16 protein-coding genes and 1 pseudogene are annotated in these 14326 nt (G+C 64.7%); 15 read left to right on the top strand and 2 right to left on the bottom strand.

Translation table 11 applies throughout. The annotated features are described in order from the left end of the window. From AC27IQ_RS11605 to AC27IQ_RS11585, 5 genes are all read left to right on the top strand, one after another. Positions 1-705 (top strand): hypothetical protein (locus AC27IQ_RS11605; protein ID WP_487089562.1); only part of this gene is annotated, 705 nt, incomplete at its 5' end. 41 nt (positions 706-746) lie between these two features. After that, on the top strand, positions 747-1127 hold the full coding sequence (locus AC27IQ_RS11600) for an HrpB1 family type III secretion system apparatus protein (protein ID WP_272565598.1): 381 nt from the start codon (positions 747-749) through the stop codon (positions 1125-1127). A gap of 10 nt (positions 1128-1137) precedes the next feature. Then, positions 1138-1650 (top strand): GNAT family N-acetyltransferase, encoded by a 513-nt coding sequence (locus AC27IQ_RS11595; protein WP_284431045.1) that lies wholly within the window; start codon positions 1138-1140, stop codon positions 1648-1650. A 94-nt stretch (positions 1651-1744) separates the two neighbouring features. Further along, the gene (locus AC27IQ_RS11590) at positions 1745-2410 is read left to right on the top strand and encodes a hypothetical protein (RefSeq protein ID WP_487089561.1); all 666 of its coding nucleotides are present in this window, start codon (positions 1745-1747) and stop codon (positions 2408-2410) included. 225 nt (positions 2411-2635) lie between these two features. Continuing rightward, positions 2636-5338 (top strand): hypothetical protein, encoded by a 2703-nt coding sequence (locus tag AC27IQ_RS11585; RefSeq protein ID WP_487089560.1) that lies wholly within the window; start codon positions 2636-2638, stop codon positions 5336-5338. Here AC27IQ_RS11585 and AC27IQ_RS11580 read toward each other — a convergent pair. Beyond that, positions 5328-6206, bottom strand: a complete 879-nt coding sequence (locus AC27IQ_RS11580) for a lytic transglycosylase domain-containing protein (protein WP_487089559.1) — start codon at positions 6204-6206, stop codon at positions 5328-5330. The two genes, AC27IQ_RS11585 and AC27IQ_RS11580, sit on opposite strands and share 11 nt — an antisense overlap. Beyond that, positions 6206-7720, bottom strand: a complete 1515-nt coding sequence (locus tag AC27IQ_RS11575; protein WP_487089558.1) for a methyltransferase regulatory domain-containing protein — start codon at positions 7718-7720, stop codon at positions 6206-6208. Before AC27IQ_RS11575 ends, AC27IQ_RS11580 begins: the two co-directional genes overlap by 1 nt. A gap of 125 nt (positions 7721-7845) precedes the next feature. Between AC27IQ_RS11575 and AC27IQ_RS11570 the strand changes: the two are divergent. The 10 genes and pseudogenes from AC27IQ_RS11570 to sctJ form a co-directional block, all read left to right on the top strand. Further along, positions 7846-8739, top strand: a pseudogene (locus tag AC27IQ_RS11570) (hypothetical protein); the annotation flags it as partial. Between the two features lie 211 nt (positions 8740-8950). Beyond that, positions 8951-9973 (top strand): type III secretion system outer membrane ring subunit SctC, encoded by a 1023-nt coding sequence (gene sctC, locus AC27IQ_RS11565; protein ID WP_487089557.1) that lies wholly within the window; start codon positions 8951-8953, stop codon positions 9971-9973. After that, complete coding sequence (locus AC27IQ_RS11560; protein WP_487089556.1) at positions 9970-10962, top strand: HrpD5 family protein; 993 nt, start codon at positions 9970-9972, stop codon at positions 10960-10962. Before sctC ends, AC27IQ_RS11560 begins: the two co-directional genes overlap by 4 nt. A 26-nt stretch (positions 10963-10988) precedes the next feature. Beyond that, on the top strand, positions 10989-11252 hold the full coding sequence (locus AC27IQ_RS11555; RefSeq protein WP_487089555.1) for a hypothetical protein: 264 nt from the start codon (positions 10989-10991) through the stop codon (positions 11250-11252). Between the two features lie 18 nt (positions 11253-11270). Continuing rightward, entirely contained in the window at positions 11271-11696 is a 426-nt protein-coding gene (locus tag AC27IQ_RS11550; protein ID WP_487089554.1) for a hypothetical protein, read from the top strand. Positions 11697-11800: 104 nt separating this feature from the next. After that, positions 11801-12007 carry a hypothetical protein gene (locus AC27IQ_RS11545; RefSeq protein ID WP_487089553.1) on the top strand — a complete coding sequence of 69 codons (207 nt, stop codon included), beginning with the start codon at positions 11801-11803 and terminating at the stop codon, positions 12005-12007. Positions 12008-12177: 170 nt separating this feature from the next. Further along, entirely contained in the window at positions 12178-12378 is a 201-nt protein-coding gene (locus AC27IQ_RS11540) for a hypothetical protein (protein WP_487089552.1), read from the top strand. Positions 12379-12594: 216 nt separating this feature from the next. After that, the gene (locus tag AC27IQ_RS11535; protein WP_487089551.1) at positions 12595-13017 is read left to right on the top strand and encodes an HrpB1 family type III secretion system apparatus protein; all 423 of its coding nucleotides are present in this window, start codon (positions 12595-12597) and stop codon (positions 13015-13017) included. Between the two features lie 80 nt (positions 13018-13097). Continuing rightward, the gene (locus AC27IQ_RS11530) at positions 13098-13481 is read left to right on the top strand and encodes a type III secretion protein (protein WP_487089550.1); all 384 of its coding nucleotides are present in this window, start codon (positions 13098-13100) and stop codon (positions 13479-13481) included. 24 nt (positions 13482-13505) lie between these two features. Continuing rightward, positions 13506-14326: type III secretion system inner membrane ring lipoprotein SctJ (gene sctJ, locus AC27IQ_RS11525; RefSeq protein ID WP_487089549.1), on the top strand; the 821-nt coding region annotated here is incomplete at its 3' end.

The raw sequence follows: 14326 nt of genomic DNA, 5'->3' as shown, positions 1-14326 counted from the left end.
GCCAGCACGGCCGTGCAGACCCGCGGCCGCCGCGGCGCGGATGGCTCGCGCCAGGCCCAGGGCCCGGACGAAGTGCCGCCGCAGACCCGCCGCGAGGCCGTCAAGGAATCGGTGCAGAACTCGGTGCACAACGCCGTCGACATGGCCATCCAGGCCGCTGTGCAAGCCGCCCTGTACACGCTGCTGCCCAAGCTGGGGCTCGACCAGAACAGCGCGCTGGCAGCGCTCGGCCAGGGCGTGCTCGAGGACACGCTGTCCAACGTGAGCAGCCCGCGCAACGCGACGGGCCTGAAGTCGGGCAGCCGCCAGGTGGCCTCGGACCTCAAGCAAGGCCTGCAGAACTCCATCCAGGAAAAGCTGCTCGGCGTGGCGGACCAGGCCATCCAGGGCATCGTCGATCAGGTCATGGCCAAGGGCCTGCAGGGCCTGCAACCGACGGGCGGCGCATCGTCGCCGAGCGCTGGCGGCGTGGGCAGCCAGCTGGGCTCGGACCTGCGTGCCGGCATCCAGGACCGCATCCAGTCCGTGGTGAAGGACGTGATCAGCGGCGTGATGCAGTCGGTGATCGACACCGCCAACCAGGGGGTGGCCGCGGGCCTGTCCCTCGGCAAGGGCCTGCCGCAACTGCCACAGCTGCCCCAGCTGCCCGCCAGCACCACCGAAACCCGCGTGTCGATCGACATGCACATGCACATCCGCGCCTGACGCGGACGCTTCTTCCTCCATTCTTTTGAAAGGCAATGACCATGGACGACTCCAATGTTCACGAAGATCCCATCGCCGCCTTGGCCGTCTCCCTGGTCAACGCCATCCGCGAGAACCAGCTGGACGAAGCGGAAACCATGCTGGAGGAGCTGAATGCGCTCAGCCCGGACACCGAGGAGTACCTGATCTTTCCGGTGCTCATCGCGATCCAGCGGGGCTACACGCAAGAGGCCCTTCAGTACCTGAACACGCTGGGCGAGGACACCGCCCCGGAACTCAAGGCCCTGTGCCTGAACATCCTGGGCGACCCGACCTGGCACTACCACGCACAAAGCTGCCTGGAAAGCGGCGACGAGCACGTGCGCAAATCCATGCGCGAACTGCTCCAGCTGGAGCCCGAGATCGCTGGCGATCTCGCATAGGGCCGCCGCCATGCTGAAGCTCACTCCCCAGGCCGACCTGGGCGTGTTCTACGACGCGGATTCAGCCCGCTACGCGGCGGGCTGCGCCCAGGACTACACGCAGACGGTCACCCGCGACGCCTTCGCCGCGTTCTACGCCGAATGCCCATCCATCGGCTTCGAGTCCGATGGCGCGCCGATCGGCGGCATCCTGTTCGATGGAGAACAGGCCCACATCGCGGTGCTGCCGCGTTACCACGGCCTCTGGGCCCTGCTGCTCAAGCCGGCGCTGCAGTGGCTGTTTTCGCTGAAAGCCGAGATTCTGGTCGCGGTGGAGAACGACAACCACCGCTGCCTGCGCTTCATGGAGCGCCATGGCTGGCAGCGGATCGAAGCCCGCGGCGACGACATCATCTACCGCATCACGCCGCAGGGCGGCCTGCGCAAGACCGAGTACCCGCGCCCCCACCGCAATGGCGCGCCAGCCGCGCGCGCGGCGGGTCCCGCCTTCTTCGGAGCATCGCCATGCCTTCACCCTCAATGAGCGCCGCCGACAGGCAGCCGCCCCAGGCCTGGGGCGCTGGAGCGCACCGGATCGTTCCCCATGACGGCGCGGGCGTCGCCTGCGGCTCGTGTCCATGGTCCAGCCTCCCATTCTTCTGGATGACGGATTCCCCCGCTCTTCCGGGCTCTGGGTGTCCAGCAACCTGTTGCTGCCCGGTTGCGAAAGCGCTTTGACGCAGCGGCACATGGCCGTGCAGGGCCTGCTGGTGCGGCTGGAGGCGCTGGCAGGCCAGGAGGGGCGGGAATTGAACCGCACCCTTCGCCTGTTCTCGGACAACCGGCTTTCGCAGGTGCACGCCAACAGCGCGGACTTCGAGCGCCTGAGCGCTCCCAGCGGCCTGTCGGGCCCAGCCGTGCCCCCCGTCTGCGGCGACGCGATCGCGTGCATCGACGAAGAGCGCGAATGGCTGCTGGTCGACGCCCAGAAAGGCTTTCACCCCGGAGGCATGGCCCCTTCAGCCGCGCTGATCGCCTCGATCGTGCGGCTGGCAGAGGTGCCGGTGCATGCACGCCGCCGGCTGGTGGACGCTGGCGACCCCGCGGGCACGATCGAGGCGGCCAGGCCCCTGGTGCTCGAAGCCGCGCGCGCCCTGGTGCAGCAAGGGCTGGGCGACACGAAGGTCCAGCTGTCGGCGCAGGCCATCGCATTGGCCGAGCATCTGAGCCCGGCCCACCTGATCCAGTGGCTGCTCACCGATGCGGCGCTGCCGTTTCGCGACCAGGCCCTGCCCACCACCTGACCCTGGTGGCCCGGCACCCACCGCAGGGGTTCCGGGCCCCGTGGCAGGCCTGCTGCAGGCCGCATCCGATCCACGCGGCACCGCTGTCAACGCAGTGATTTTCGGGGTCGCGAAGCACAACGTTTTCCCATTCATTCCGTCTCGAACTCCGAGACACCTTTCTCAACCCTGGCAGGGAGCGTGGCCGCAAGCGGTCGCCTCCGTTGTCCAACGAAGGCGGCGTCCATGAACACCACGGTCAACGGCTACACAGCCTCTCTCAGCATCACCATCGGGCGCTCCCAGCCCGGCAAGACGGCGGGCAACACGGCCGCGCAGACCAAGGAGGCCGCGGCAGCCCTGGCGAAATACATGCACCAGAACGGCATCGAAATGCAGACGCCGAATGGGCTCTACGGGCTGGCCCGCAACACCTCGGGCCAAACGCCCGAGGACGTCTCGGAAGCGGCGAATTTCATGCTGACCCACCCGGATGTCTACGCGCTGCTGGACCCTTCCGGCGGTGACGGTACCGCGGACGTCTCCAGTTTCGACTTCGCGGCGCGCGGCGGCTACGACGCGCAACTGCAGGACAGCACGCCAGAGAGCGCGGTCCCCATGAACGAGCAGGCCGCCTCCGGCGCCATCGCGGCCTTCATGCGGCAAAACCATGTGCCCTCCATCGACCCCAACACGCTTTTCCAACTGGCCAAACGGCCCAACAGCGACACCTCGCCCACCGTCTCGGCGGCGGCGAAGTTCATGCTCCAGAACCCCGAGTCCTATCGCCAGATCGAGACGAACGACGGGGGCGCAGCCGACGGCCTGTCGGAATCGGACGACTTCGAGGCGGCCGCACAGGGCGCCCTTTCAGGGCTTTCGTCGCCCCAGCCCACCGGCGGCTCCACGCTGCAGCCCCTGGCCGACCCGGAGCGTGTGGCGCCGGTGGCACCCCGCGCCCAGCAACGGTCCGCCCCTGCCGAGCCGCCCATGGACGCGCGGGATGCCTCCCGCATCCTGGCGGATCACATGCTCCAGGGGAACGCGTCGCCGCTGGCACGCCTGTTCAAGCCCCAGGCGATGACGCCCGAGCGGCTGTATCAGCTGGCCGAGGGCGGAAAAGCCTCGCCCGAGGTGGCGGCGGCTGCGGAATTCATGCTCCAGAACCCCGATGTCTACCGCGCGATTGAGACCCATGACGTCCCTGGCGCGGACGGCAAATCCGGCATCGGCAACCTGCTGGCGGCCGCGCGGGGCGAGGTCCCCGGCGTGGGCGGCCAGGCCTCCAGCGCCCGGGGCGGCGTCCTGCAACTGCTGCGGCAATTGCTGGCGCAGCTCCAGGGCCAGGGCGGTCAGCCGCAGCCGGCGCAGGCCCAGCCGATGAACGGCCAGAGCGCGGCACGCGTCCTGGCCGACCACATGGTGCAGGAAGCCGGTGGCGCGCTCCACCTCTTCGGCAAGCGCTTTCTGCCCAAGACCCAGCCCATGACCCCGGACCGCCTGTACCAGCTGAGCCAGGGACAGGGCCAGGTGGCCGAAGCCGCGAAGTACATGCTCCAGCACCCCGACACCTACCGCGCGATCGAAACGCGCGACGTGCCCGGTGCCGACGGCAAGTCCGGCCTGGGCAACCTGCTGGCCGCCGCCCGCGGCGAGATCCCTGCCGTGAAGGGCGCAACGGACTCCCTGGACAGCCTGCAAAAGCTGCTGCAGCAACTGCTGAAGCTGCTGAAGGCGCACGCGGAGCCAAGCCCACCGCTGGATGGCCAGAGCGCGGCACGCGTCCTGGCTAACCACATGGTGCAGGAAGCCGGTGGCGCGCTCCACCTCTTCGGCAAGCGCTTTCTGCCCAAGACCCAGCCCATGACGCCGGACCGCCTGTACCAGCTGAGCCAGGGACAGGGCCAGGTGGCCGAAGCCGCGAAGTACATGCTCCAGCACCCCGACACCTACCGCGCGATCGAAACGCGCGACGTGCCCGGTGCCGACGGCAAGTCCGGCCTGGGCAACCTGCTGGCCGCCGCCCGCGGCGAGATCCCCGGTGTTCCGGGCCGGGCCGGCGGTTCCGCACAGGCCCTCCTGACACTGCTCCAACTGCTGGTGCAATTGCTCAAGGCCACCTCGAACACCCGGCCGCCACTGGATGGCCAGAGCGCTGCGCACACCCTGGCCGATCTGCTGCTGCAGGAAGGCGGCGCGATGACGCCCGACCGCCTTTACCAGCTGAGCCAGGGCCAAGGCGAGGTCGCCGACGCCGCGAAGTTCATGCTCAAGAACCCCGACGTCTACCGTGCCATCGAGACGCACGACGTGCCAGGCGCCGACGGCAAGTCCGGCCTGGGCAACCTGTTGGCGGCCGCGCGCGGCGAGATCCCTGGCGTCGAAGGCGGCTCGGCGCAACGCACCGCAGGCGCGAGCCGCTCCGTGCTTGATGCGCTGCTGCAACTCCTGCAGTTGCTCACGGGCCAGGGGACCGCGCAGTCCAACGGCGCTTCACGGCCCACCCGGCCCGTGCAGCCATCGCCGCTGGACGGGCAAGGCGCCGCGCGCATCCTGGCCGATCACATGCTGGAATGCCACTCCGGACTGCTGGCGAAGGCCTTCGGCGGCAAGGACATGACACCGGACCGCCTCTACCAGCTCGCCGAGAGCGGCAAGGCACCGCCCCAAGTGGCGGCAGCCGCGAAGTTCATGCTCCAGAACCCCGACACCTACAAGGCCATCGAAACCCACGATGTGCCTGGCGCGGATGGCAGATCGGGTGTCGGCAATCTGCTGGCCGCCGCGCGCGGCGAAGTGCCTGGCGTGGGTGGCACGCCGGCTTCGAGCGCCGGCATTCTCCAGTTGCTGGCCCAGGTGCTTCAGGGCCTTCAGTCCCGTGAGCAGCAGCGCATCGTGCAGATCGAGCTGCGGGTGAGCGTGAGCGTCCAGGTCTCCGTCAAGGCCTGACCGACCCCTCGAAGACGCAATGGGGACGATGGCCTGGGCAATGCCCCAGGCCATCGTCCTTTTTTCTTGCCCGCCGCTGCCGAGCGAACGAAAAAAAAGGGCCGGCGATCATGTCGCGGCCCTCGTGGAAATCAGGGAAATCAGCGGGTGGCGGGATACCTGTCCAGCACCTTGCGCACGTAATCCTGCGTCTCGCGAAAGGGGGAATCTTGTAGCCGTGCCGCACGACCGCCCCCTCGCCCGCGTTGTAAGCAGCCAGGACCAGTTCAGTCTGGCCACTGAACTTGTCGGCCAGAAAGCGCAGATAGCGCACCCCGGTCTCGACATTGACGGCGGGCTTGAACAGGTCGGCGGAGGACGGGGCGCCAAAGCGCGCGGCGGTGGCCGGCATCAGCTGCATCAAGCCCAGCGCGCCCTTGGGAGACCGTGCGTTGGGCGCGTAGGCCGACTCCACCTCGATCACGGCCTGGACCAGGTGCGGGTCGATGGCATGGCGGGTGGCGGCCGACTCGATCACTGGCCACAGCGCTTCGTGGCGCCAACGGGGCGTCACCATCGCCGTGGGCCAGACCGCGCCGGACGGCACGGCACCAGCAGTGCGTGGGGCACGGATCACGCGCACGCTCGCCACGGCGGCCGCGCTGGCCACGGGATCGTCCGCGTCTGCCGGGTCGGCCGGCGGGTCGGGCAGCTCGACCGCCCGGCATTGCCCCACGATGGCCGGGTAGCGCTTGGCGATGTCGAACGCCACGCGCACCGGATCGGACTCCGGCCCCTTCACCCAGCAGTCGTAGGCGATGAGTGCGTTGGCGCCACACGCCTGCAGCGCCGCCGCTGCCACCAGCGCGTGACGCTGCCAGCGCACCATCACAACAGCCCCAGGTGGCGCAGCACCGGGGCACGGCTGGCAAAGAAGCGGCCGGCGCTGTGCGCCAGCTGCTGGGCCGGCACCTGGCCATCGCCATCGCCTTCGAACCGGGGCCGCATGGCGAGAACCATGTCGTCTACAGTCAACGCGCCCTGGTAGGCCGCGCGAATCTGCGCCAGGGCAATCGTTGACCAGCCCATGGCCCGGCCACTTGCACTGCAGGAAAGGTAATGCAGGCCATCGTCGGCAGGGCGTTGCATGACAGCCGTATTGAACCGGCGTACCGAATCCCGTGCACTGTCTCGCAATGCCACAGGCAGCGCCGGATGCACCTGGCCTTCGTCCTCCAGCAGCAGCAGCGCATCCACGATGTAGTCCGCATCCAGTTGTTCGAGTCCAGGCTGGAGCGACAGCTCTCGGGCAGTCGCAGGACCTTCGGCTAACACATCCAGCAGACGACACGTGGTGGGAGCATCCATGTACATCGTGGTCGCCTCGACCAGTGGGCCCGTTTTGCCCTCGCTTCGCGCAGTCGACAATATCCAGGCCCTGTCTTTACGAAATTGGTCGGCTTGTTCCACACTCGCGAGCGGGGCTCCACGGGTGTAGAGGTCCCACCGGAAAGACTTGTTCAGAACGAAGTCGCGCATCGTCTCGCGCAGTACCGGGTCGCCAACTGAACTCAGCAGGTCTCGCGTGGGTTGGGAAAGGATTGCGTTGTCCACCTGTTCAGACAACAAGGCAGGCGCTGCGAATTCCAGGCCGATATCCGCCATCTCATTGGCAACTTGGTGGAAATGCATGGGGTGCCAATCCGGATTGAAATACTCATGCGCGGCGTAGTGTGGATCGAGGCTCCGCAAGCCGCCCAAACGCGCTCGCACCGAGAGGTCCTGCTCGAAATACGTCGGATTCACACGCGCGAAGTCATCCAGAAAATCGAGGGTCTGTGACAGGCGCTCGACCGGCGTTGCACCGACAGGCACTTGACGCAAACCATGCAAGTTGACCAGTTCCCGCAATGGCATCTGGGCAGCCCAGCCGGGCAGCGCGTTGTAGCTGACATAAAACACCCCCCCCGGGCGCAAGCGTTCTGCGATGAACCGCACCACCATCTTGCGTACCGTCGGCGATATCCAAGAATACACGCCGTGCATGGAGATGATGTCCATGGGGGGCAGATCACGATCAAGTAGTTTTTCGAAGGAATCTTCAAAAACCTCTACGTTCGTCAAGCCTGCATCCTTGGCCAATTGGCTCGCATAGCTGACATGCTGGCGATTGAAATCGTTGCCGTAAAAGCGCATGTGTGGAAAGCACGCGGCATGCGCGACCAACGGCAAGCCAAAACCCATTCCCAATTCAAAGCAGTTGAGAGGGGCCGACAGATCGGGCCCGCACACACCGCGCGACTCCAGAGCCACGCTCATCTGTGCAGGGGAAAGGACGCGGTAATAGCCACGCGTATAGGGTTCGCTGCGCAAGTCAAGTACGGCAGGCTGAGATGATTTCATCGGTCTTCTCCTTTGGGAATTGAGGCGGTGCCAGGGAACATGCAAATCCGCTTTTCGCGAAGGCACGAACAACTGCGCCCATTGCAGCCGCATCGGGCGGCAACGCTGACTCAATAGTCGAAACGATGACCGGAAAGGCGAAGCACAAGCCTCACAACCGCTGTAAGCGCCATGTCGATCACTTCGGGAAGAAATTGGGCAAGGACTCCAGAGCCCTTGGCACGCAGCCTTCGCACCACTGTCCGTCTGTTCGCCTTCACGGGCGCACCGGTGGGCTCCCCCACCTACTCTTCGCTTGCCAGCCCAACGAACCGGAGTACGCGTTGAAATCCACCGCCCCCATCCCACGCAAGCCATCCGCCTTCTCGGCCTGCGGCATGGGCGCCGTTCACTGCGACACCCTCGCCGCTGTGCTGCTCGCCCTGTCCCTCACCGGGGCCGCCTTTGCGCAACCCTCGCCGAGCTACATGAAAATGTCTCAGCAGCTAGGCAGCCTGTCTGGCCTCGCTTACGCCACAGGCCCATTCACCGCCTTGACGCCGGCACGCACCCAAAGCGATGCCTCCGTGTCCACCCGGCCAGTGGCCATGCCATCCGCCCGGGCGACTCCGCTGTCTGCCGCGCTCACTCTGCCCATGCCGCCCAGCACCTCGGAAATGGCTCCCTGGGAGACAGGCCGCTTCGTCTATCGGGCGGAGAACAAGCGGATCTCGGACGTGCTGCAGGACTTCGCTGCCAGTCGGGGAACCCCTGCCATCGTGGCTGACGGCGTGGAAGGCGTGGTGAATGCCAACTTCGATCTCAAGCCACGGGAATTCCTGGACAGCGTCTCACGCGCCTACAACTTGCTGTGGTACCACGACGGCTCGGCGCTGTACTTCTACCCGGGCCGCGCCTTGCAAAGCCGGATGTTCCGGCTCAAGGGCTTCAACCGCGAACAAGTGGCCGAACTGCTGCAGTCGTTCGACCTGGGTGACAAGCGGTACCCCATCCGCTTCAACGAAGTCAACAGCACACTGTATGCGTCCGGCCCGCCACGCCACCTAGAACTCGTAAGTTCCGCACTAGAGGCGCTCGACGCGGGCGTGACGGACAACAACGCCCGCACTGTCCGTGTGTTTGGGCTGCAGTTCGCTTCTGCAGGCGACCGGGCCGTTGGCAATGCCACCGTGCCAGGCGTAGCAACCATGCTTCGCAAGTTGTATGGTGAACGCGAAAAAGACACCCCCAATGCCACCCCGCTGGCACGCCTCATGGACAAGGACGGAGACACCACGCGAAAAAAAGCTCGGTGCTTACATCCCCCTGCCTTCGGCCAACCAGTTCCTGCCACCGCTGCCGCGCGCCACCAACCAGGACGCCAGCACGCCGGCCTCCGAACTGCGGCCGCTGACGCCCCCCGCGAAGAACCCCGAAGAAGACAACCAGCCGCGCTTCGAGGCCGACGAGGGCACGAACTCGGTCGTGGTTTTCGGGCGTGCCGACCGCATGGCGGAGTTCGAGACCCTGATCCGCCGGCTCGACCAGAAACCCCAGCTCGTCGAACTGGAGGCCACCATCATCGAGGTCAACTCCGATAGCGTGGATGCGCTGGGCGTGAACTGGACCTTGCGGGGCAGCGACACCAACATCAGCATGAACCTGTCCAACAGCCTCATGCCTGCCGCGGCGCTGGGCACGATCGTGGCCGACGCGGGCCGCCATCTGCTGGCCCGCGTGAACGCCCTGCAGGGCGAGGGCAAGGCCCGCGTGCTGTCCAAGCCGTCCGTCATGGGCGTCGCCAACCGGACCGCGGTCATGCGCGAAAAACGCGTGGCCACCGTGCGGGTGGCCGGCAATCTGGAAGCCAACCTGTTCCAGATCGAGGCCGGCACACTGCTGGAGATGACGCCGCAGGTCACCCGCATGGACGGCAGCAACAACATCAAGCTCACGCTCTACATCGAAGACGGAGCGTTCGAGACGAACGTGGTGGACCAGGTCCCCATCGTGAAGAAAACCGAGATCCGCACCGAAGCCCATGTGCGCGAGGGCGAGAGCCTGCTCATCGGGGGCATCACCGTGGAGTCGGAGCAGTCCCAGAACAACGCCGTTCCCGGGCTTTCCAAGCTGCCGCTCGTGGGCGGGGCATTTCGCAACAACGAGCGCCAGACGCAGCGCACCGAGCGGCTTTTCCTCATCACGCCGCGCCTTCTCAACAACGGCTCGCCCGCCGCCCCTGTCGCCTTTTTGAACGAGGTTCGCAAGCCATGAAGCAGCTTCGCATACTGACCGGCCAGCATGCCGGCGCACAGATAAATTTGACCTCAACGCGCTACCTGATCAGCGCGGAAGACGCAGCAGATATCCAGCTCACCGACTGGACCTCGGATGCGATGTTGATCGAAGCAGGAGAGGACGGAATGATTCAGTTCGCGCTGTCGCCACAAGGCTCTGCACCGGCATGGCTTCCCATGGAGGACTTCATTCCTCATCGCATGGGTGACATCGTGCTGTCCACCGGACCCAGCAACGCCACCTGGCCCGCCAGCGTCGATCTGATCGCCCGTCTCAGCCAGGTCCCCGTGGTCGTTCCCCAGCGCCGCAAGGTGTCGCCGGTGGTGCTTTCGGCAGTGGTGGGAACCGCGCTCATGACCGCGGCGCTGAGCGCGGCCGTCGCGCCGTTGACCCCCTCCAAGAAGGATCGCCCCGCCACCGACGCCGTCGCCCGTGAGGCGGTGCCCAAGGAGCCGCTCCTGGTGCGGGTTCAGCGCGCTCTGGCGACGGCCCCGGTCTCCGGTCTGGAGGTGATGGCCCAGGCGGATGGCGTCGTCGTGCGCGGCCTGCTGGCCGAAGCCTCGGATGCCGATACGGTACGCCAGTTGCTGGCACCCTTCAAGTCAGAACGCATCGTGCACGCGTATGCGACGAGCACCGAAGTGGAGCAAAGCATCGCCGACGCGATTGCACGCCCGGGACTCCGTGTCCACCACCTGGGCGAAGGGCGCTTCAACGTCACCGGCGACACACATAACCTGTCGGCGCTCAAGGACAGCGCCACGCGCATCGCGTCCGACCTGGCACCGCTGGTCAAGCGGATCGACGTGAGCGCAGCAGAACTGCCCCCTGCAGGCGTCAAGCGCATGAGCGCGCTGATGAACACCGGGGACCTGCAGTACGTACAGACACGCGACGGCGTGAAGCACCTCTCGCCGCCGAATGCAGAGAGCCTGGCCGCCAACGACTGGTCGGTTTCCCGTTAACCCCTCACCCAACGAACGCCAACACCATGACTGCTTCCAACGAATCCATCATCTTCAGCGACCTCGCCAATCTGGACCAGGCGCTCACCGAGGACAAGAGTGGCGACCGTGCGCGGGCCATGATCCGCTACTTCGCCGAGATCGCAGATGAGAGCAGCGCGATGTTGAAAGCGACTCAGGTGGATGCGGAACGCCAGCTCGTCTCGCAACTGATCCAGGCGTTCTACGCGTCGCAGCGCGTGATCCAGCGGATCTGGGAAACCCTGCACGGCACCACCCTGGCCGTCTGAGACACAAGGAGCCCCTCCATGCTGGTCCTCGAAGCACCCACCGCGGCCAAGAGCGCATATCCGGTGATCTACCGCAACCTCATGACCGTGGGCTTGCTGGGCACGATCTACCGGGTGGGCGAAGACGCGCAAACCATCCACTCCACCGTCGAGATGACGCTCGAAGACACCCACGGCTACTCGCTGTACCGCACCGTTGCCATGGCGATGGCCGGCCAGCTGGGCGAAGCGCGGGAGGCCCTCGCAGCGCGAATCGAGGAAGAACCTCAGAACGGCGAGAACAAGATCGCCATGGCCGTCGCGATGCTCTTTGGCGGCGACCGGGGCTGGCGCTACTGGATCGACAACGTGCTGGCCACCCACGCAGACCAGGAGGTGCGCGAAGCCGCCTTCGGGGTGCTGAAGTACGTGGGCCAGCAGGACCGAAGGGTGGCCCTTCATTAACAGAATTGGCATGCCGGCATCCCGCCGACATGCCTCAACGAATGAAGGTCACGCGGTGTGGCCTTCAGTAACGCGGAATCTTCCGCATATTTAGGAGCTTAGACATGACGACTCGTACCAACGGCGCTGACGGCAAGACCAATGACCTGATTCGTGAAATGAATCAACAGCAAGAAAATCAAAATGCCCTGACGAAGGCGCAAATCAAGAACCAAGAGAAACAAGCAGAGAACAACGTGCGATCGTCCATGGCGGAAGCGTACGGCAAGAACGCGAAGGGCAATGCCGAAAAACTGGCAGGACAAGCATAAAACGCGCCGCGCCGCGCCGTATCGGCCATCTGCCAACGGCGCAGCGCCGCCTCTGCCTCTGACCTAATTGTGGCGAGCAGGTTCTATATCTCAACTCGATCTGATCAGTGCTTTGCGGTCACCATGACACGGCGCGCAACTCGTGTCGATTTAATTTTACGGAGTAAAAAATGATTTCTGCACCAGATGGTAAGACGCAAGCGCTGATAGCCGATCTGAATCGGCAGCAGAAAATTCAAGATGACTTGACCGACGTGCAAGTCAGAGAAAGTTTGAAAAAAGGCAGGAGCACTTTGGTGTCTTGCGTTGCCGAAACATTTCAAAAACACTCTAAAAGCATTACCGAAAAGCTGGCACAAAGCGCGAACTAATAGCACCGGCCTTTACGGATAAAAATCCAACCTCCATGGACTTCGAACATCCTCCATTCAAGGCTGCAGGCGATGGCCCAGTTACCACAACGATCGTGGTCATTTTGGCTTGCGCTTCATACTTCGTATTAATGAACGCTGAGGCGGACCATGCACCGAAGTTGGTGCAAGGATGCACGCGGCTCCATGCCACCCACACCTTAGAAGGAGTACTCCATGAACCCGAAATTTGAGCGCAAGGAATTTGTCTCCGCTTTAATCAAACTGGTCTATCAGGTCATTGACAAAGACATGCCGGACGAAGCATCGGACCTCTTGGCCGGAATTCGCATACTGCGGCCAAAACTTGCGGAACTCGACATCACCGCCGGTTGGATCGCCTTCCGCCGCGGTGCTTATCGTGAATGCATCCAACTGGTACGCGGCCTCGAAAACCATCCCACGGAATGGGATTCAGCAAAAGGCATGATTGCCAACTGCCAATTCCTGCTCCGCGACAGCGGATGGATGATTACCCTGAACGAGTTGGAGCAAGGAAGTGCCAGCCCCTTCGCACTCCAATTGGTAAGTGGGCTGATCAAAAAACAGAGACAGGGCTTCCGGAAACTTTCAGGGCACCGCCGAAGCACAGGGCCCTGACGAAACCGCGAGTGTGTCTAACTTCCAGATGCCTTTCATGTTCATGCGCGCCTGATCCATTCATTCCTGGAGAATTCACCATGGCCCCCATTGGCAGCATTAGCGAGGCATCCAGTTCCCTGATCTTTGAACAGGCATCTGCCCCCACGATGAACATGAGCGCCCTCGCGGAAAAATTCGCCAGCATGATGAAGGACGCGCCACCACCGTCTTCCGTGGAAGTCGAAGGCCCTTCCACACTGGGCAAGATGTTGATCAATCAGGACGAGTCCATGCGCAAGGGAATGCAGGACACTGCAGCACTCATGCAGGCAACCATCGAACAGCCCCCCGGGGTAGACCTGACACCGTACCAAGTCACGCTCATGTACCAGTTCGCCGGCACCCACTTCCAGGTCCAGGCGATGAGCAGCCTTGCGCAAACCGCCAAGAACGGCCTGCAGACGCTCATGCGCAACCAATAAACCCCTTTCAGCGAAGCATCCATCATGGCGCCATCCCTCTGCTCCCGCGCGGCGACCTATCGCCAGTTCGCGCGCCGCGCGCTGATCCCGCTGCTACTGCTGCTGGCCCTCACCGGCTGCAAGACGGACCTCTACACCAAGCAGACGGAGACCGATGCCAACGACATGGTGGCCGCCCTGCTGGAAAGCGGCGTGCAGGTGAGCAAGGCCACCACGGATGCCGGCAAGACCTGGAATGTGCAGGTCGACCAGGACGATGTGGTGCGCTCGCTGACCGTGTTGAGGTCCTATGGCCTGCCCCGCGAGCGCCACGTCACGCTCGGCGAGATGTTCAAGAAGGAAGGCCTCATCTCCACGCCGACCGAGGAGCGGGTGCGCTTCATCTATGGTGTGGCCCAGCAGCTGGAGGCCACGCTGTCGCAGATCGACGGCGTCGTCACCGCACGGGTGCACATCGTGCTGCCCAACAACGACCCCTTGGCATCCTCGGTCAAGCCGGCCAGCGCCTCGGTCTTCATCAAGTACCGCGAGAGCGCCAACCTGGCAGGGCTGGTCGCCGGCATCAAGAACATGGTGGCACGCAGCGTCGAAGGGCTGGCCTATGAGAACGTGACCGTCACACTCGTGCCAGGCATGCCTCTGAGCCCTGCCGTGCTGAAGGAAGAGTCCAACAACAGCCTGTGGATCGGCCTGGCCGCCTTGCTGTTCGTCCTTGCCGCGGCGGGTGGATGGCTGGCCTGGAAGCGCCCCGCCTGGCTGCCAGCGCCGCTGCGGCGCAAGGAAGCCAGCGCATCGCAGCCTGCCGTGGAGGCCGCCAAACCCACCCCCGCGCCGGCCACGGCGCC

It is taken from the genome of Acidovorax sp. KPB24-07, assembly GCF_057543315.1.
This window is presented reverse-complemented; position numbering and strand designations above follow the sequence as displayed.